This window comes from Hymenobacter sp. FMD4 (genome assembly GCF_058932745.1).
In genome coordinates this window covers 67,681-86,023 of record NZ_JBZYWH010000001.1, presented here as the reverse complement: position 1 = coordinate 86,023, position 18,343 = coordinate 67,681, and the positions used below count along the sequence as shown (strand labels likewise).

Genomic DNA, 18,343 nt, shown 5'->3' with positions numbered 1-18,343 from the left:
AATGCAAACAAACAAGCCCGCTGCAGCTGCTGTAGCGGGCTTGTTTGTTTGCCAGGGTTTGGTAGTCGGCTGGTTGATGTACTCGGTTATGGATATCCTTGGCCTACGCAGTGTGATGCTACGGTTGCGTTCGGCATGACCGAGCTTGTCACACCTTTATTTCCTATTAGCCACTTAAGCCGACCAGTACGTCACCAGAAATAGCACGAAGCGGTACGGTATAACTAAGGCTAACAGGAAGAAGGAAGTCAGCAAAATGGCTTTCGGAATCCGTTTCCAGAGCTGCTGATTGGGAAAGACGCCTCCCAGAAATAGGGTTAAGTAGCCAGTGGTCAACACAAACATGAATGCGCCGATTAAGTCGTCGCTAATGACCGTAGAACCGCTGGCAGGCAATAGGCGAGTGGTAAGGGTAATTAGCGCTACCAAGCCGAAAAGCAGCAGAATGCCGCCAAACATGTAAGTGCTCAGCGTCAGCCACTCGACAAAATAGCGCCGCTGCCGCCAGCACAACAGCCACAGAGGCAAGGCCATCATCGGAATAAACAGAAAAACAAGGCTTTTGGAGTAGACGTGAGCCAACGCATTAAAGCGTTCTGTCAAGTCTTCCAGCGGCATATTGGTCCGGGCTAGGCGTTCGGCGACAAGCCGCTGAGCAAAGGCGCCAAAGCTGGAACCCAAGTGGTACTGTAGCTTGGTCTGGAAAGGACTGAAGTGAGAAAGGCCTGCGACTAAGTAGAAAAGTAGGTTGGTAATCAGAAAGAGCTGTACTGGCGGGGCGTGATGCACGCGGCGGCCGCGCAACCACTCAGCTGCCAGCCAGCCAGGGCGGCGGGCCTGCCACAATAAGTCGCGCAGCACGCGTAGGTCGAAGTGCGTAACCGTATCAATGGCGTGTTCCAGAAAATGCTTAAAAGCGTAGTCATGACGGTTCAGGCGTTTTTCGCCGCACTCTGAGCAGAAGTTGCCTTGCAATGGTGCTTGACAGGTAGCACAGGTAACAAGCTGGCTACCGGAAACGGACTCGGCGGCGAGCGTAGTAGAATCAGGAATCATAAACCAAACTGGGAAGTAGCACCAGCTGCAAAAGATACACAGAAGCTAGTCCTTAGGAGGCAGTGCTGCTAGGTTCTGCGTCAATTGCTTAAGTCACTGACTTGCATAGCGAGGGCACAAGCCAGTACTTTGGAGCTTATGGAACAAGCTTCTTCCAAATACCAGCTCCTTTACATCTTCGATCCGCTGTGCGGCTGGTGCTACGGCATGGGCCCAGTAGTAGCCCGCTTGGCCGATGAATTTGCCGACCGCGTGCCCACCACGGTGCTCAGCGGCGGCATGGTAACGGGCGATGAGGTGGAACCCATCCGCAACAAGTGGAGCTACGTTAGCCAAGCCTTGGAGCAAGTGGAGCGAGTAACGGGTGCGCAGTTCGGCGCCGCCTTTAAGCAGCTGGGCACGGAAGGCAGTTACATCAACAATTCCGAGCCGCCGAGCCGGGCCCTGATGGCCTTCAAGCAGCTCGATCCGCTCAACCGCGAAGTGCATTTTGCGCACGATATTCAGCGCGCCCACTTTGGTGAAGGTCAGGATTTGAACGCGCCCGAGACCTACGAGCGGTTGGCCAAGGCGTACAGCATTGATCCGGGCGAGTTTCGCCGCTGGTACGAAAGCGACGCCACCCGCGACGCAACCCAACACGAGTTTGACATGGTGCGCCAACTCGGGGTGCAGGGCTTTCCAACCTTGGTGCTGATACACGGGCACCAGGGCTACATTCTGGCCCGTGGCTACGAGCCGTATGAATCACTGAAGGCCGGCTTAGAGCAACTGCTCAGCGAAACCAAAGAATAACCGTAGTGCCCGAGCAGATGATCCAGAAAGTGGCTGTTGTTGGGGCGACGGGGATGCTGGGGCGTCCGGTAACCAAGGAGCTGGTAGCCGCCGGTTTCGCGGTAACAGCCATAGTGCGCAACCCTGAAAAAAGCTCGTCGGTTGCTGCCTGCGGCGGTGTAGTTGGTGCGCGGTGATTTAGCCGATATTGATGGCTTGGGCCGAGCCTTGGCGGGGCAGGATGCCGTGTACCTCAACCTTTCAGTGCGGCAGACGGAAGAACAGTCCGAGTTTCACCCGGAGCTGGACGGGCTGCGCACTCTGTTGTTGGCGGCCAAGCAGCAGAAAGTCCACCGGGTGATCTATCTGTCGTCGTTGATCAAGAAGTATTCTGGATTTCGGTGGTGGGTATTTGAGCTGAAAAAGCAAGCCGTACGGGAAATCAAAGCCAGTGGCTTGCCTTATACCATCTTTAATCCGTCGGCCTTTATGGAGACGCTGCTCAACACGCAGTTGGCGGGCCCCTTTATTCTGGTAGCAGGACCGGCACGGAGCGGTATGTATTGGGTATCGGCCTGTGACTACGGCCGGCAGGTAACGGCCGCCCTGCGCCGGCCCGCATCGGCTAACAAAGAGTACATCGTGCAAGGGCCGGAGCCTCTGACCTCCATGGAGGCCGCTCAGCAGGCAGCGCGTCACCATGGTAGCCATAAGTTAAGAGTTGCCTATGCCCCGTTAGGCCTGATTCGCTTAATACCCCGTATGAATTACGGTGCTCATATCATCAAAGCCCTCAACGAAATGCCCGAGCCGTTTCAGGCCGAGCAAACTTGATAGGAACTGGGAAAGCCGCAGGACACCGTGCGCAGTTTTGCTAAGCGGCAGTAGCAAAAGCTAGCCGCCGTAGCGGCCGTAGCGCACCACTTGCTTTTTGAGCGGCGACCATGCAATGCGGCGGCCATCTTCCTTGCCCACGAGGTACTGAAAGCCCACGGCATCGGCCCGGCCGCGCAAGTCGTCCCAAGTAGCGCGGTCCACGGTCCCGGGCTGAAACGGGTCTTTGGGGCCAATGGCAGGCTGGCGGAAGTTCTTCTCGGCAAAAAACTCGTCCATGCGTCGGCGCAGGTAGGCCTCGCGCTCCTGACGCGTGGCACCGGGCTTTTTCATCTCATACACCATGGCCGCTTCCAGATCGGCCGAGCCAAGCTTTTCGCGGAATATCACGGTGCCGTCCGACGCGGTGATGGTGAACATGGCCTCGCTATTCAGCAGCGAATCGCCGCGCAGTACCAGCTCAAAAAGGTCGGGCGCGACGGGCGCGGAAAAGCGGTGCCGGGTGCGTACGACATTCAGCGTGTCCGATAGCGCAGTGGTCACCGAAGCCGTGGTGGTATCCATGGGCTCCAGCGACACGGCGTCGGCGGTATCGGCGCCGCTCGCAACTGGGGCGCTGGCAGAGCGGTCGGAAGGAGTGGAGCAGGCAAGCGGCAGCGCAGCCGCCAATGCTAGGACGAAGCGGCAAGTCAACATGCGCATTCGTACGCGCCGAGGCTCGCTTGTGTTGAGTTACTGGTCCAGCCAGTGCCGCAGCACCAGCATGACGATAAACGCCGCACTCAGGCACAGCGACGATACTTGATTCATGCGCATGGTGCGGCGGAAGTCGGCGGCGGCCGGGTCGTGCCAGCTTTGCCAAGCCCAGCGGCCAAATAGGGCCACCACCGGCAGCGTAGCCACCGCAAAGACGGCCAGGAACTGCGGCTCGTCGCGGCGCAGGTAGACCAGCCCCAATACGGCGGCGCCGAGCAGCAGCCCTACCGCCGCAAACGCAAAAGTGCCGCGCACGCCCAGCAGTAGACTTAGCGTCTGGTCGCCGCGGCGGGCGTCTTCCTGGTGCTGATACACTTGCGTAAGCGGATAAGAACCACACAAAAACAGGCTGCTCACGGCCGCAATCAGTAGGTTGTCAGCCGACCATGTTTCGGTTGAAGTAGCACCAGCGCCTACCTGCGTCATCAGAAACGTGTAAGCGCCTTGAAACACGACCACCACCAAGGTGCTGACGACCGGGTACTTTTTGAGGCGAATCCGGTCGTAGCTGTAAGCTTTTGACACGAGCAAGTAGCCCGTAAGCAGCAAGGCAAATTTCACTGAAATCAGCAGGGCGCCCAGCACCGCCAGTACATCAAACAGTACCACTAGTCGCCACAGCTCCGGCGTGACCTGCGGCGGCCGTTCCAGCCCACCGATGCTGCCTTCGTCGCGGTCGAACCAAGAGTTGTAGCCGTTGGAAGCCGGGTAAGCCAGCAGATGCAGCACCACAAACACGCCCAAGGCCTTCGGTGCTGAGAAGGAACCGCGCAGAGCACTCAGCCCAAACCAGTACACCGGCATCAGGTACACCGAAAAAGGAATGCGCATCAGCGGCAAGGCGCGGCGGTAGGCAAGGAGCATAGACTAAAGGTAGCGCGACAGTAGCGCATGCAGCGGAGACTTCGCAAGTGTGCGTCAGGCGATAGTACTCTGAATCGTAGCCCGACGTTGGAAGGTTACTAACTGTAGGGGCGGACTACAACCGAAGATCGGTAAATCGGAAGTCTATGCTACTTTGGCCAACCCAGCAGATAAGTTACTTCTGGTCCCCACCAGTGCCGCTTTTTACCGGCCTGCCAGGCGTAGCGGCCATCGGGGTCGGCGCGGTGGGCTAGGTGCAGTAGGGCCTCGGGCGAGTACATACGCAGGATGGAAACCGTGCCGTCCCAAATGGTGCAGAGCGGAATCAGCGGCACCAGATAGGTAAAGAACAGCCGACCCCAGCTAAACGGGCGGATAAACGGTGTGATGAGCAACTGTGCAACGGGCAGCACCGTCCATGCCAGCAAAATTTCCCACCAATGCTTGCCAGCGCCCTCAAACACGCCGATGCCCCGCCCGGCCTGCACCGCATCGCGCAGCAGGGCTTCGCCCGCGGCTGGGGTGAAATGGTGAAAAGCCGAAAAGATGCCACGGAACCCCGGCAGCTCCGATGGCACAGCCAGCGCATTGACGGGAACAGGCACGAATCCGATGGCACTGTTGGTTTCCTGCGTCAGGTGCGCCCAGGCTTCGGGCTGCGGATACAGATCAGTTAGGGTGATGCGCGCCTCGGGCAAGGCCTGATTTTGCAGCGCCTGTAGCACATCGGTAGAGCCGCCACCGGCTCCGGCACCCAGTTCCAGGACGCTCATTTGGCCGGTTTGGCGCATGCCCTCGGCCAGCAGCGGCGCGATGGGCCGGTACGTGTGCAAGTGTGTAATCATGAAGCGTAGGTAATCCATCATGCCCGCCCGAATCACATTAGGAAACCACGGTTGGTCTTCGAATTCGAACAGGTGCAAGCGTACCTTCATGTATAGCTAACTGAGGGTGAGAGCAGCAGGATAAATGGGGGATACTGCCAACCTGAAAGCAAAAAAATATGGTGCTCTGAAACTAGTAAAGGCCTGTAAAAAGACTGCCTACTCATTTGAATTGAATGTGGGTGAATAAGCTCCTAACCCTCGTCTAGGCTAGATAGCCAAGCGGCAGGTGTTCCACAAGCAGCTCGTACTCGCCAAGAAACGTAACAGGACAAAGCCAGTGGCTGATACCAACGGTAAGCCCTGGCTTTGCGCAAGTCGTGCGGTATCCGAAGCTGCAAGCATCATAGAGAGGGGGAGGAGAGCAATGCTGTACGTGTTGTTTTTTATTTTGGAAGATCGGATACCAATTGTTTTGTTAGCTTTGTGCCACAAAGTGCTCTGAAAACATGAAGCAAGCTGTCGATCCTCTAGCTCAACTCACCGAGATTCGCGCCATCATGGAGCGCTCGTCCCGCTTTATTTCCCTGAGTGGCCTTTCCGGAGTTGGGGCAGGGGTGGTGGCGCTGGCAGGCGCTGCGTTTGGACATTGGTACCTCAGCACCCAGTACGGCGAAAGTTCAGCTTACGGCACTAGTCCCTATAGTAACACCGGCTTTGTGGAGCTGATGGAAGGCTCGGCGGAAGCACGGTTATCCACGCTGCCGTTTTTGCTGATGCTGGCCGGCGGCATCATCATACTGGCAGTGCTGGTGGCCACGTACTTCACCCAGCGCCGCGCCAAGCATGACGGCCGTTCCCTGAAAGACCCGGTAGTACGGCGCTTGTTTTGGAGCATGGCTATTCCGCTCGTGGCGGGCGGCCTGTTCTGTATTCAACTGTACTTACGCGGAGCAGCCGGGCTAGTAGTGCCAGCCATGCTGCTCTTTTACGGCCTGGCCCTGCTCAACGCCAGTAAGTATACTCTCGATGAAATTAAGCTGCTGGGTTTTACCCTGATAGGTCTCGGCCTGATAGCAAGCTTGCTGCCCAGCTACGCCTTCCTGTTCTTTGCACTCGGTTTTGGGGTAGGACATATTGCGTACGGGCTGTTGATGTATAACCGCTACGAACGCAGCTGACGCGTACACTCACTCCAATCTGTCGGCCGTCGCAACCGAATTGCCCTTTTCCTGCGAAGCGTCGCCTCGCCGTTTATCTCCGCCGTGAAACACGTCATCCATCAGCTCAATAAAGCCTTTGACCACCGCGTGCGGCTGGGCGTAATGGCCGTGCTCATGGCCAACGACGGCGTCAGCTTCAATGACCTGAAAGAAACCCTGGACCTGACCGACGGCAACCTTGCCAGTCACGTAGCCGCTCTCGAAAAGGCTGGTTACGTGCAAGTCAGCAAACAATTTGTAGGTAAGAAGCCGAACACGACCTACACCGCTACCGCCGAGGGCCGCCAAGCCTTTCAGGACCACCTGACCACGCTCGAAAAGCTGCTCCGTACTGACAGCTGATTTTTTTTGCATTTAAACTTTGAAATACAAAGTACTTTAAAATGAGTTTGCTTCGATACGAACACCCCGCTTGGCCGGCTGCATCGGCTCCTTTAGCCACCGCCGGCGCGGCAACGCGCAATCTGGTGCTGAGCATTGCCGGCTGGGCTGGGGCTTGGTGGCTGCTAACAGGAAGCATTATCGCGGCAGCTGGTAACCCCAGCTGGGTGAGGACTTTGATTGGTCTTTCTTATCTGCTACCAATAGCCAGCCAGGCCGCCGTGGCTTGGTGGGTAATGCGGCCGATGTGGCGCCGCTGTCTGCGCGCCAGCACCGAACCGCTGGCCGTGGTGGTACTGCTGTTAGGGCTGCTGTATCACCTGCTTTTTCTCGCGGCGCTGTCGGTTCTGTTGCTGCTGGCCGCCGATTCTGGACTCTTTCTGCGCTTTTGATATTCTCCACGATACCGCTGAACTAATCATGGAAGCACTTCCGCTTTTCTCCGCCGCCGCTGCCCCACGCACCCCTGCGGCCAACGGCCTCCTAAGCTGGCGCCCGGCGCAATTGGTGCTGACCGCCACCCAAAAATGGCTGCTGCCGCTGGGGGTGCTGGCTTTCTTTGTCTTGTTCTGGGAGCAGGAACTGGGCCTGAATATGACGCTCTATACCATAGTGGGCGCGGCAGTACTGCTGGCCAGCCGCCCGCGGGCGGCGTGGCGCTCGGGCTACTTCCGGCTGGTGCTGGCCGGGGCAGTGCTTGCGGCTGGCGCCATGCTTTGCTACGGCTCGACGGCTTTTTTGGCCTGCATGGCGTCGGGAATTATGCTGTTCGGCTTCGCCAACCAGCCGCTCCTGAAGCAAACCTCGCTGGCGCTGCTGACGGGGGTGCTATCGGCGGCTGAGGTGCTGCTGGGATTACCGGGTGCGCTGCTGCGCAGCTACCTGCCCAGCCGTACCACCAAGGCCGGGCGTACGCTCTGGTATGCGCGGCTGCTGCTGGTGCCTGTGCTGGTGCTGGCGGTGTTTCACGTGTTATTTCTGCTGGCCAACCCACGCTACAGTACCTTGGTCAACCGCGCATGGGCGCCCATAGGGGAGGGGCTGCTGTGGTTGCTGGAAAGTCTGCTGCAAACTCCCATAATGTTTTGGGTGCTGGCTACAGCGGCCACTGCAGTGCTGTTGTTGCGCGTGCCCGTGCCCATGCTGGCGCAGCTGGAAGCCCACTTCGGTGAGTTTGTGCGTCGCCGCCGCGACCGGGTTGCGTCCTTCGCCGTGCGCCACCCCGATTTCAGCCGCCGCGACTTCCGTCTGGTTGATTTGCGCAAGGAGTACCTGGCTGCGCTGGCCGTGTTCGGCCTCGTCAATTTGCTGCTGCTGGCCGTCAATGCCATCGACGTACAGTGGCTGTGGTTTGGCTTCACGCCCGAGCCCGGCTTCGACCTCGCCCAGTTTGTGCACGAGGGTACGTACGTGCTCATCTTCAGCATTCTGCTGGCTATGGGCATTGTGCTGTGGTTTTTCCGTCGCAACCTCAATTTCTACGAGCCCGGCCTACCTGCGCTGCGCTGGGGCGCCACGGTGTGGGTGGTGCAGAATGCCGTGCTAGCGGTGTCAGTTGGGCTGCGCAACTACTATTACATCAGCCACATGGGTCTGGCTTACAAGCGCATCGGCGTGTGCTTCTTCCTCGCGCTAGTGCTATTCGGGCTGGTGACGATTCTGCTGAAAATCTGGCAGCGCCGCTCAGCTTTCGCGCTGGTGCGCCTCAATAGCGTGGCCGTTTACTTGGTGCTGCTGGCGTTGGCCGTCGGCAACTGGGAAATCTGGATTGCGCGCTACAACCTCACCTCGGGCTTTAGCCGCGTCGATTATGGCTTTCTGCTGGATATGCCCGGCCGGGTGCTGCCCGAGCTGCTGCGCCACCGAGCCGCCCTCAACAACGTGCCGCACATCGCCGTGAAAAACCGGTACAGCTACGAGGAAATCACGCCCGAAGCGGCCCAGCGCATGCTCGATTCCCGTGTGCGGGCTTACGTGGCGGGTCACAAAGCCAATTGGCAAAGCTGGACGCTCGCCGATTGGCAAGCCTACCAAGCGTTGCCCAAGGCCAAGACGGTATCCTTCACCCAAGCCGGCCACTAGTACTACCCAATTCCTCAACTCACCATAAGTCCTTAGCCGATTTCCCTGCTCTTCTGCTGGGAAATCGGCGGGCCAGGCTGCTATGAACTTCACCAACTGGGCTGCGTACTTCCGCGCCAATCGGACCCACCTCGACAACCTGAGCTGGGACGACCCTTACCGCCTCACCGAGCGCGAAAAACGCGCCGCCGGCCGCTCACTCCAGCATTTTCAACGCTTCGAAACTTCCGAAGGCAAGCACCTGTACCAGCGCGCCCAAACCAGCGGCGACCCAGCTTATCAGGAAGCCATTCAGCTGTTCATCGCCGAAGAAGGAGCCCATTCCCGGGTATTGGGCCAGTACTTGGACATGCAGGGCCTGCCGCGCTTGCGACAGTCGTGGATAGATAAAGCCTTTCGTGGCCTGCGGCGCTTTGGCTCTCACGAAACCACCATTCGAGTGCTGCTCACCGCTGAGGTAGTGGCCACGGTGTACTTCCGCGCCCTGTACCACGCCACCTACTCGGGCTTGCTCCAGCAGCTGTGCCTGCGCATCCTGCGCGACGAGGAAATGCACGTCAATTTTCAGTGTTATACCCTAAGCCAGCTCCGGGCGCGGCGTAGCACGTTGGGTTGGTGGCTGATGCAACGGCTGCACGGCGTGCTCACTGCCGGTACGGCCGTGGTGATTTGGCTGTGGTTCAACCGCACGCTCTGGGCCGGCGGCATGGGGCCGGTAGGCTTTGCAGCCGGAGTAGCGCAGGAGTGGGACCGAGCCCAAAGCGTGCTGCGCAACCCCGGCCGCGTCCGCGTCGGTGGCTCTCAGTCAACAACTACCAATACACGCTCGGCGCTGCTGCCGCCGCTCACTAATCCTGCCGCTGACCTATGGAGCGCCCAAGTCTAAACCCCGCTAAAGCTTTCCCAGCAACGGAAACAGATAGCCCGGCGGACGGTAGCCGAGTGCTGGCCATTATTCAGCTGCTGAAGGATACCGTTACCATCATGCAGCTAAACGTGCTGCTGATATTCGCCATCATCATTCCCATCGCAGTGCCGGGGCTTGTTCTGTACTGTTGGCGCTGGAAGCTGCTACGCGCTGACTATTCTCCTGCCGCCGCGCGCTGGCACTGGTGGCTGACGCTCGGGCACGAAGTGCTGTGCGTAGGGCTCTTTTTCTCGCTTGGGCAGGAACCTGCTGAGCCAGGATTTCCCAACTGGTACTTTCTCGCCGCCGGCTACTTACTCGGAGCGCTCCTTTCGGTGGTTGCGTTGTTTGAACTGCCAACTGCGGCCAGTAGCGCCGGGCAGCCCATCGACGCTAACGCGGAGCTCAAGTAAGCGGGAAATGCCTGCGTCAGGCAGCAACTTTTACTTCGGTATCACTTCGCTTATTTTCAATTGCAGCTTCTTGCCGATGAAACAAGTCATCAGCTTGGTTTTGACCTGTGCTCCTAAAGCGCTTTGGTGGGGCCTAGGGATGATGGTGCTGGCTGCTGTCAGTCTTCTGGGACAAGAGGAATTGTGGTCGCACACGCCTCAAGCGCAGCCTGGCAGCTTGGCAATACTGAGCGCCGGCGCGGCTATGGTGGTGGCTACGGGGCCGTGGTTCTGCTGGCGAGTAAGCCAGCGGCTGCCGTGGGCCGTGGCGCGGCTCGCCCTCAAACTAATGGCCCTGGGCGCCGGCTTGGCGGCGGTGCCAGCAGTAATTTTGCTGCTGGTAGCGGTGATAAGTGCTTGTGCGAAAACGTTTAGCTCTTCCTGAGCCGCCTACCCGGTCTGCATCCGGTATATTTGTATTTCCGCCGGAGTGTGTACGCGTTTGATGTCCGGCTCCTTCCGCCCGATGCCTTCTACCGAAGTTCAGATTACAGACCAGTCGACACCCCAGCCCAAACGGGCCAAACGCACGTGGCCCAACCGGCTTTCGCGCGTGGCATGGGCCGCTTTTGCGGCTGCGACGGGCTTCTTCTTGCTCCTGCCCATATTGGTGGCCAGCAACTTTATGTTCTTGTTCGGCAAGTCGCCAAGCTTGGAGGAGCTAGAAAACCCCAAGGTGGAACAGCCCTCTGAAGTATTTACGTCGGATGGCGTGCTGCTGGGCCGCTACTACCGCGAAAACCGCTACCCAGTACCGCTGGACAGCATGTCGCCCTGGCTGGTGAAGGCCCTGATTGCCACCGAAGACGTGCGCTACCACGAGCACACCGGCATCGATCCGAAAGCCCTCCTCGGAGCCGTGTATGCATCGGCTCGCGGCGAAAAACGCGGTGGTTCTACTATTACGCAGCAGCTGGCCAAAAACCTCTACAAAACCCGTCGCGGGGAGCGGGGCGTGCTCGGCTCGGTGCCGGTGGTGAGTACGCTCGTCGCCAAAATGAAGGAATGGCTGACGGCCGTGGAGCTGGAACGCCGCTACACCAAGGAAGAAATTCTGCGGATGTACTTGAATACAGTGGAGTACGGCTCCAATGCCTACGGCATCAAAGTAGCCGCTAAAACCTTTTTCAGCACAACCCCCGATAGCCTTCGGCCCGAGCAAGCTGCTGTGCTCATCGGCGTGCTAAACAACCCCACAGCTTACAATCCGAAATTCCACCCCGAGGCCTCGCTTAAGCGCCGCAACTTGGTGCTCGAGCGCATGGCACAGGCAGGCCACCTGACCGCCGAGCAACTGCAGGGCCTAAAGCAGCTACCCATCGCGCTGGAATATCAAGTGGAAAAGCACGTGGACGGCCCGGAAACGTACTTCCGCACGGCTATCAGCCAGTTTGTAAACAACTGGTGCCAGAAGAACGGCTACGACATGTACCGCGATGGGCTAAAAATTTATACTACCATCGACTCGCGAATGCAGAAGCATGCGGAGGATGCGGTGCAAAAGCGCATGAAGGCCTTGCAGCGCAGCTTCGACAATTTCTGGCGCAACCGGCGTAAGAAACCGTGGGTAGATGAGAAAGGGGATGAAATTCCTAATTTCATTGAGACCCAGATTCAGCGCACGGAGTTGTACAAGTACTTGGCTGAGCGCTACAAAGGCCAACCTGCTCGATTGGATTCGGCCTTGCACGCCAAGCGTCCAATGAAGGTGTTTACTTGGAAAGGTGACGGCGATACTACCCTTCTGTTGTCGCCGCTGGATTCCTTGGCTTATTACAAGCAGTTCCTGCGGGCCGGCATGATGTCCATGGACCCGTACAACGGTCATATCAAGGCTTGGGTAGGCGGCCTGAACTACCGCTTTTTCCAGTACGACCACGTGAAGCAAGGCAAGCGTCAGGCCGGCTCCACGTTTAAGCCCTTCGTGTACCTCACCGCCATCGACAAGGGGTACGCGCCCTGCGACCGGATCCGGGATGAGCGGGTGACCATCAATTACGTGGAAAACGGCAAACCCATGGAGTGGAAGCCCGACAACGTAACGCGCGAGTACACGGGCATCAACATGACCTTGCGCCATGCCATGGCCCGCTCGGTAAATTCCGTGACGGCGCAGCTCACCGAGCGCGTGGGCTGGAACGAAGTGGCTAAATACGCTAACAAAGTCGGCATCCGCAGCAAGCTGTTGGGCGTGCCCAGCATCGGTCTCGGCTCGGCTGGCGACGTAAGCGTATACGAAATGGTAAACGCCTACAGCACCTTCGTCAACAACGGCTTCCGCACCGAGCCGCTCATCGTTACGCGCATCGAAGACCGCAACGGCAACGTCATCGTGCAGTTCGACCCGCAGCAGAAGCGCGTGATTCCGGCCGAAACGGCTTGGCTGATGGTGTATATGCTGCGCGGTGGTATGGACGAGCCTGGCGGTACCTCACAGGGCCTCTGGGACTACGACCTGTGGAAAAAGAAAGACAACCAGATCGGGGGCAAAACCGGTACCACCTCCAATTACTCCGATGGCTGGTACATGGGCATTACCAAGGACCTGGTGACCGGCGTGTGGGTGGGCGGTGAAGACCGCAGTATTCACTTCTTCCGGTCTGAGCAAGGCGAAGGCGGCCGCATGGCCTTGCCCGTATTCGGTACCTTTATGGAGAAGCTGTACAAAGACAAGGAGCTGGGTATTACGCCCGGTCCGTTCCCCACGTACACCGGCAAAATCAACAAGAAGTACATCTGCACTACCGAGGATTACCGCCCACGTCGCCAGATCGTGGAAATCGATTCTATCGTAGTCGATAATCTGCTGGAGCGCATGAACAATGGCACCATGGCCGTACCCGACAGCCTAAGGGTGAACTAAGCGGGTACGCCGGCGCCGAAACGCTGGTAACTCCCGCCGCCAAAGCCAGAGCACTAGTCCTAGCAGGAGACCACCGGCAATGGCCGAATACAAATGGAAACGCCACATCCAGAGCGCAGCGGCTTGTCCCTCTTGACCAAGATGTGAAGCATTGCTCCACGCAATAAAGGCATCGGCAATGGGAAGGGTGCCAAAGAGGTAACGCTTGTGTCCGTTATGCGTCCAAGGCATGCCAAAGGCTTCCATGCTGTTGCGCAAACCGACTGCTAGGGTAGTATCATCATATTGCTGCGCGGTGCGGCGCCCAACCACGGAAGCCGCGCCGCCTATTCCCCAAATGACGGGGCCGGAATCAATGTCGCCCGAGCCCGCCACTCCCTTCGGATATTCCCGGATGCCGGGCAGGCCTAGTCGCCCATCCACGAAGTAACGCTGGTAAAGCTTAAACTGCTGCCGGCCAAAAGCTGGGTCAATTTCATGCAATAGGCTCAGGGTCAGGCTTTGTGAGGAACCCCGAGCTCCTTCCCGCACGTTGCCTGTTCTTGGGCCCACTTCGTGCGGAATCAGTCCCAGCGAATCGGTCCGCGCTGCTACCCGGCGCAGCCAAGACTTAATAAGCGGCTGGTAGCGCGGCGTAAACAGCCGGTCGTGCAGTGCCAGGGAAGCCACGCACCCAGAGGCATCGGCTGGCCAGGCGGCCCCAAAGTAAGATTCCGGATAAGGGGAAAGGCTATCGGCGATGGCAAGGGCGATGCGTTGGCAGGTAGTTTTAAACAGCGAGACATCGGCCTTTTGCCACTCAACTGGCTTCTGCCCAATGAGCAGTTTGCCGAGGGAGTAATTGAGCCATCCGTTGTAAAAAGCGCCGTAGGGTAAAGGAAGGTCCGCATCAAACACTGCTTGGCCCCGCGTGGAGGCTATCTCCTGCACGGCCCAGCGGCTTTCTGCCACCGCTTCCCGGTGCAGATTCGAGGACGCAGGGGCCGCAGCAGCCACTTCACTCCACGATAAGCTGTAAAGCGCGTTCAAAAAAACAAAGCCTTCCGGGTAAAGGCTCTGCATGTCTTCAGCCGCGCCGGCATGCAGTTTAGGTTTTAAGTAATGCAGCTGCGCCAGTACATCAGCATTGCTCTGTAAGTCAACACCCTTCGTAAAGGAAGGGCGGTAATGCAGTGCTACGTTCAGGTATAGCAGATATGCAAGGGCCAGCCCAAGTGACACGCTGATAAGCCCTCGAAGAATCCCAGTCATGCCGGCAAGTTGCGACGTCGACGGCAGATTCAGGCCTGCTTTCTTAATCCTTCTTATCGCAGCCGCACTCCTGGCATTCCTGCAGCGTTTCGAATGGTACTACGCCACCGCAGCCGCCCCAAGTAAATTCTTTGCAGCGCTTCTCCTGCTGATCGTAGTAGTAGCGAGTCATTGCTGCTCTGCAGAGGCCTGTTTCGGGCTGCAGTGTGCACTGTTTGGGTACGGCACCATCCTTAGAGCAGCTCAGAAGTAGACCGCCGAATAGTAAGAGCAGGGTGGGGTAGTTGCGTTTCATAATTTGTTGAGCCCACTACCTTAGAAATGGTTGCAGAGCTCAACGGGCAAAACGGCCACTGGTGACAGGCTAACCACACTCAGTTGCTGGAATGATAGTATTACTATTCCTCTTCGCGCTGATAAAAGGATTCTAGAGCCTCGCGTAGCTTCGGATGCTCAAATGTGAAGCCCTGCTTCAAAATCTTCTCCGCGCTTACCCGCTGCGAAGCCAGCACTATTTCGCTCATCTCGCCCATGGCGAGCTTCAGGCCGAAAGCCGGAACCTTGGGCAGCACCAGGGGGCGATGCAGCACCTCTGCCAACGTGGCCGTGAAATCTTTGTTAGTGACCGGATCGGGAGCCACAGCGTTGTAGGTGCCTTGCCATTCCGGTTCCTCCATCATCTGAATAATCAACCGGCAGAGGTCGTCGATGTGAATCCAAGACATGTACTGCCGACCCGAGCCCAGGGCCGCACCGGCCATGAGCTTTACCGGACGCGCAATGGTGGGTAGCGCGCCGCCTTCGTCGCTGAGCACGATACCTATGCGCGTAATGACCGTTCGGATGCCGATTTCCTGCACTTGCTGAGCGGCCCGTTCCCACTGCGTGGCCACATCAGCCAAGAAGTCGTTGGCGGGGGCGGGCGGAGTTTCTTCCGTCAGCATTCGGTCGTCAGCGTCGCCGTAAACACCAATGGCCGAGGCGGAAATAAAGGCCTTCACGTGGTTGGGCCGTTCGCGGAGCTCCCGGGCCAGTAGGTTGGTGCCGCCCACACGGCTGGCCATGATTTCGCGTTTGCGCTCCTCCGACCATTTTTCATCCGATACGCTGGCACCTGCAAGGTTCACCACGAAATCAGCGTAGCCGATGGCTGCTTCATCAATCTGCCCCGTAGCCGGGTCCCAGCGAAACGAGCAATAATGCCCGTGCGTGGTTTGCCGGCTGAGGTGCGCCACTTCGTAGCCGGCATCGATGAGCATATCGGAAAGCCGCATGCCCACAAGGCCGCGCCCCCCCGAAATCAACACTTTACGCAACAATGGTTTCATGATTCAAAGCAGTACGCGGTGCCCGGCAAGTTAGCCTGGGTCAAAAAGGGCTTGCAATGTACGGCCTCCGGTTGGCATGTTCAGTCCGTGGCCCGAGTAGACTCCAGTATTACTTACCGATAAGCCGCAAAAACTCGCGCCGTAAGTGCTCATCGCGTTGAAAAGCCCCGCCGTATTCAGCTGTAATCGTCGAGCTACTGGTGTCGTTGACGCCGCGGCTCATCACGCACAGGTGGTCGGCTTCGATGAGTACAGCTACATCATCGGTTTGTAGAGACTGTTTGAGCTCCTCCGCTATCTGACGGGTGAGGCGCTCCTGCACTTGCGGACGGCGGGCGTAATACTGCACCACGCGGTTGAGCTTGGAAAGCCCTACTACATGCTCACCGGGCAAGTAGGCCACGTGGGCTTTGCCAATAATGGGAACAAAGTGATGCTCGCAGCAGGAGAAGAGCGTAATATCTCGCTCCACCAGGATGTGATTGTATTGGTAGCGGTTTTCAAACAGCCGTACCTCAGGGCGGTGCTGTGGGTCGAGGCCGCGAAACCATTCGTTCACAAACATCTTGGCCACGCGGCGCGGCGTGCCAGCCAGGCTATCATCGGTAAGATCAAGGCCGAGCAGGTGCATAATCTCACGAAAATGCGCCGTGATGCCGGCAATCTTATCGTCTTCGCTGAGCGCAAAAGCATCGGGGCGCAGCGGGGTGCGCAGCTCGGCGGCCAAGTGGGCATCGGCTCCTGGTAGGGCCGCCGGATCGGGCTGGTTAGCCATGGTATTCTACAAAGTTGCGGTCCGTCTCATAGAGCGTAACCGATAAGGCCAAATGATCGGCCAAGTGAGGCCGCAACCGCTGCCAGCAGACGATGGCAATGTTTTCGGCTGTGGGATTGAGCTGGCGGAAGTCTTCCGTGTCCAGATTCAGGTTGCGGTGGTCAAAGTTATCGAGAATCTCGCGCTTGATGAGTTGGCTCAAACGCTTGAGGTCGTATACGTAGCCGGTAGCTGCATCGGGTTCCCCGCTTAGTCGGACGGTTAATACGTAATTGTGCCCGTGGTAGTTAGGGTTGTTGCATACGCCAAACACCTCGTCGTTGCGGGCATCGGTCCAGTCGGGGTTATATAGACGATGCGCCGCATTGAAATGCTCGGTACGTCCTACAGTTACTATCATGGTGCCCTTAACCCGCGGAAGATATACTTTGTTTCAATAGTTGCATCATGCTCTTTGACAGGACTTTACCAAGCATAGATTTTTCTAATGTTGCACTTATCAAATATAAATAATTGTTAATCTAATAAAAAGACTATCCTCTAAAAAAAATCAAGGTTAGTGACTGGCGCTTTGTTGCTGGCTGGTTAAATTTGGTGAGTTGTTCATCCAAAAGCGGACAGAAACACTCTTCCTCATTGATTTCTTAAACTCATTTCACATTCTATGAAATCAGGCGTACTCCTCTCCCTGTTGCTGTTCGTCCTGACGACTGCCGGCTTTGCACAACGCTCGCCCGTAGACGAGACGGATATGGCCATCAAAGGCATTCCCCGCAAAGGTCAGCGTGTGACTATCCAGTTGGATAGCAAGCGCGTGGAAGACTCGTGGGTAAAGCTCATCAACGAGAAAATCGGGAAAGTAAAATCCGATAAAGGCGTTTACTCAATGGAGGGCGTAGTGGTGGAGTCCATTTCGAAGACCCCCATCCGCATCATCACCAAAGTTGACGCGGTGCCCACCGGCACTACCGTATGGTGGTCAATTGACCTTGGCAACGCTTACCTGAGCAAAGATGCTACGCCCCAGCAGTGGAAATCGGCTGAAGCTTACCTGAAGGACTTTGCTCGTCAGCTGTACCGCGAAGACGTAGCCGTACAGGTAGCTGAAGCTGAGAAGGCGCTGATCAACTCGCAGAACAACCACATGGCCGTTATTGCCAAGCAGGACGCCATCAAGAAAGACCTCGAGAAGAACAAGACCAAGAAGCAGGAAATTCAGCAGCAGCTAGCCGAAAACGCTGCTGAACTGGTGAAACTCAACAACATGGTTGATTCGAACCTGAAAGAGCAGGAAGCCGCCCGCGCCGACATTGTTAACATGCGTGTGCAACTTGAGTCGGTGAAAGAGCGCATGAACAAGATTGAGTAGTCGTAACAAGACTCTCCGAACGCAAAAACGGCCCCGCCAACAAAGGCGGGGCCGTTTTTGCGTTTAAAGAAGCTCAGCACTTACTGCTGGTGCACTTTCTGAACTTGTTGTTCGGCGGCTTGCTCATCGCGCCATCCCACCACGCGCACTTGCCCTGGAGCAGCCGAGTTTTGGAACCATAGACGCAGCATGTCGCGTACGGCTGGATAGCGCTTGGTCAACTCCTGCCACGATTCTGCCGCGAGAATCTGTTGGCTAGGCCGCGCCGGTACGGTTATCAGAACTGATTCTAACTCGCCGGCTTTGTCGAGCATAAGCAGCCCCACGGGCAGTACTTCCAGCACGGTACCTGGGGGCTGGCTTTCAGCTAGTACCAGCGCTGGCTGCGGACGCCCCTGTGGGTAACCTGTGGTAGCTGGTAGCCGGGTAGAGGGAACGAACCCTACGTTGGCCGGGTGAGGCAGAAAGCGTACTGATTGGTCAGCGCCAGCACGTTGCTCAGGCTGAAAATCGTTGTTGTGGCGATTGTAATGTAGCACCTGGTTGGTACCCGCAGGTGTTTCTACCACAACCTGTAGCAGGTGCCGTTCCGCGGAGTAAGCAG

At 57.5% G+C, this 18,343-nt stretch carries 22 protein-coding genes; 12 read left to right on the top strand and 10 right to left on the bottom strand.

Annotation, left to right across the window (positions count from 1 at the left end):
- Positions 1–174: 174 nt before the first annotated feature.
- A complete protein-coding gene (locus AC5FXY_RS00390; protein WP_493554648.1) occupies positions 175–1,056 on the bottom strand; it encodes a DUF3667 domain-containing protein in 882 nt (293 codons plus the stop codon).
- A 138-nt stretch (positions 1,057–1,194) separates the two neighbouring features.
- On the opposite strand from AC5FXY_RS00390, the gene AC5FXY_RS00385 reads away from it, so the two are divergent.
- The 3 genes from AC5FXY_RS00385 to AC5FXY_RS00375 are packed head-to-tail and all read left to right on the top strand — an operon-like array spanning position 1,195 to position 2,664.
- Positions 1,195–1,851: a DsbA family protein gene (locus AC5FXY_RS00385; protein ID WP_493554647.1), complete on the top strand. Its 657-nt coding sequence runs from the start codon at positions 1,195–1,197 to the stop codon at positions 1,849–1,851.
- A gap of 17 nt (positions 1,852–1,868) precedes the next feature.
- Positions 1,869–2,027, top strand: coding sequence for an NAD(P)H-binding protein (locus AC5FXY_RS00380; RefSeq protein WP_493554945.1), 159 nt, complete (start codon positions 1,869–1,871; stop codon positions 2,025–2,027).
- Positions 2,017–2,664 carry an SDR family oxidoreductase gene (locus AC5FXY_RS00375; RefSeq protein ID WP_493554646.1) on the top strand — a complete coding sequence of 216 codons (648 nt, stop codon included), beginning with the start codon at positions 2,017–2,019 and terminating at the stop codon, positions 2,662–2,664. Before AC5FXY_RS00380 ends, AC5FXY_RS00375 begins: the two co-directional genes overlap by 11 nt.
- Positions 2,665–2,724: 60 nt before the next feature.
- On the opposite strand, the gene AC5FXY_RS00370 is transcribed toward AC5FXY_RS00375, so the two are convergent.
- The 3 genes from AC5FXY_RS00370 to AC5FXY_RS00360 all read right to left on the bottom strand — a co-directional run bounded on the left by AC5FXY_RS00370 (position 2,725) and on the right by AC5FXY_RS00360 (position 5,219).
- Positions 2,725–3,366: a hypothetical protein gene (locus tag AC5FXY_RS00370; protein ID WP_493554645.1), complete on the bottom strand. Its 642-nt coding sequence runs from the start codon at positions 3,364–3,366 to the stop codon at positions 2,725–2,727.
- Between the two features lie 30 nt (positions 3,367–3,396).
- On the bottom strand, positions 3,397–4,284 hold the full coding sequence (locus AC5FXY_RS00365) for a UbiA family prenyltransferase (RefSeq protein ID WP_493554644.1): 888 nt from the start codon (positions 4,282–4,284) through the stop codon (positions 3,397–3,399).
- A gap of 149 nt (positions 4,285–4,433) precedes the next feature.
- Entirely contained in the window at positions 4,434–5,219 is a 786-nt protein-coding gene (locus AC5FXY_RS00360) for a class I SAM-dependent methyltransferase (RefSeq protein WP_493554643.1), read from the bottom strand.
- A gap of 398 nt (positions 5,220–5,617) precedes the next feature.
- On the opposite strand from AC5FXY_RS00360, the gene AC5FXY_RS00355 reads away from it, so the two are divergent.
- From AC5FXY_RS00355 to AC5FXY_RS00320, 8 genes are all read left to right on the top strand, one after another.
- A complete protein-coding gene (locus AC5FXY_RS00355) occupies positions 5,618–6,289 on the top strand; it encodes a hypothetical protein (protein ID WP_493554642.1) in 672 nt (223 codons plus the stop codon).
- 84 nt (positions 6,290–6,373) lie between these two features.
- Positions 6,374–6,673: a winged helix-turn-helix domain-containing protein gene (locus AC5FXY_RS00350; RefSeq protein WP_493554641.1), complete on the top strand. Its 300-nt coding sequence runs from the start codon at positions 6,374–6,376 to the stop codon at positions 6,671–6,673.
- 41 nt (positions 6,674–6,714) lie between these two features.
- Complete coding sequence (locus AC5FXY_RS00345) at positions 6,715–7,104, top strand: hypothetical protein (protein ID WP_493554640.1); 390 nt, start codon at positions 6,715–6,717, stop codon at positions 7,102–7,104.
- Between the two features lie 28 nt (positions 7,105–7,132).
- Positions 7,133–8,794, top strand: coding sequence for a DUF4153 domain-containing protein (locus tag AC5FXY_RS00340; protein WP_493554639.1), 1,662 nt, complete (start codon positions 7,133–7,135; stop codon positions 8,792–8,794).
- Between the two features lie 82 nt (positions 8,795–8,876).
- Entirely contained in the window at positions 8,877–9,680 is an 804-nt protein-coding gene (locus AC5FXY_RS00335) for a hypothetical protein (protein WP_493554638.1), read from the top strand.
- Positions 9,662–10,114: a hypothetical protein gene (locus AC5FXY_RS00330; protein ID WP_493554637.1), complete on the top strand. Its 453-nt coding sequence runs from the start codon at positions 9,662–9,664 to the stop codon at positions 10,112–10,114. Before AC5FXY_RS00335 ends, AC5FXY_RS00330 begins: the two co-directional genes overlap by 19 nt.
- 76 nt (positions 10,115–10,190) lie before the next feature.
- Positions 10,191–10,538: a hypothetical protein gene (locus AC5FXY_RS00325; protein ID WP_493554636.1), complete on the top strand. Its 348-nt coding sequence runs from the start codon at positions 10,191–10,193 to the stop codon at positions 10,536–10,538.
- 81 nt (positions 10,539–10,619) lie between these two features.
- Complete coding sequence (locus AC5FXY_RS00320; RefSeq protein WP_493554635.1) at positions 10,620–13,016, top strand: penicillin-binding protein 1A; 2,397 nt, start codon at positions 10,620–10,622, stop codon at positions 13,014–13,016.
- On the opposite strand, the gene AC5FXY_RS00315 is transcribed toward AC5FXY_RS00320, so the two are convergent.
- The 5 genes from AC5FXY_RS00315 to AC5FXY_RS00295 all read right to left on the bottom strand — a co-directional run bounded on the left by AC5FXY_RS00315 (position 13,002) and on the right by AC5FXY_RS00295 (position 16,770).
- Positions 13,002–14,267 carry a hypothetical protein gene (locus tag AC5FXY_RS00315; RefSeq protein WP_493554634.1) on the bottom strand — a complete coding sequence of 422 codons (1,266 nt, stop codon included), beginning with the start codon at positions 14,265–14,267 and terminating at the stop codon, positions 13,002–13,004. The genes AC5FXY_RS00320 and AC5FXY_RS00315 overlap by 15 nt on opposite strands.
- A 43-nt stretch (positions 14,268–14,310) precedes the next feature.
- Positions 14,311–14,562, bottom strand: coding sequence for a BPTI/Kunitz domain-containing protein (locus AC5FXY_RS00310; protein WP_493554633.1), 252 nt, complete (start codon positions 14,560–14,562; stop codon positions 14,311–14,313).
- A 103-nt stretch (positions 14,563–14,665) separates the two neighbouring features.
- A complete protein-coding gene (locus tag AC5FXY_RS00305) occupies positions 14,666–15,595 on the bottom strand; it encodes a TIGR01777 family oxidoreductase (RefSeq protein WP_493554632.1) in 930 nt (309 codons plus the stop codon).
- Between the two features lie 109 nt (positions 15,596–15,704).
- Entirely contained in the window at positions 15,705–16,370 is a 666-nt protein-coding gene (gene folE / locus AC5FXY_RS00300) for a GTP cyclohydrolase I FolE (protein WP_493554631.1), read from the bottom strand.
- Positions 16,363–16,770, bottom strand: a complete 408-nt coding sequence (locus AC5FXY_RS00295) for a 6-pyruvoyl trahydropterin synthase family protein (protein WP_493554630.1) — start codon at positions 16,768–16,770, stop codon at positions 16,363–16,365. The genes folE and AC5FXY_RS00295 overlap by 8 nt, the downstream gene beginning before the upstream one ends.
- A 264-nt stretch (positions 16,771–17,034) precedes the next feature.
- On the opposite strand from AC5FXY_RS00295, the gene AC5FXY_RS00290 reads away from it, so the two are divergent.
- Complete coding sequence (locus AC5FXY_RS00290) at positions 17,035–17,739, top strand: hypothetical protein (protein ID WP_493554629.1); 705 nt, start codon at positions 17,035–17,037, stop codon at positions 17,737–17,739.
- Between the two features lie 80 nt (positions 17,740–17,819).
- Here AC5FXY_RS00290 and AC5FXY_RS00285 read toward each other — a convergent pair whose 3' ends face one another.
- The gene (locus AC5FXY_RS00285) at positions 17,820–18,308 is read right to left on the bottom strand and encodes an inorganic diphosphatase (RefSeq protein WP_493554628.1); all 489 of its coding nucleotides are present in this window, start codon (positions 18,306–18,308) and stop codon (positions 17,820–17,822) included.
- Positions 18,309–18,343: the final 35 nt, after the last annotated feature.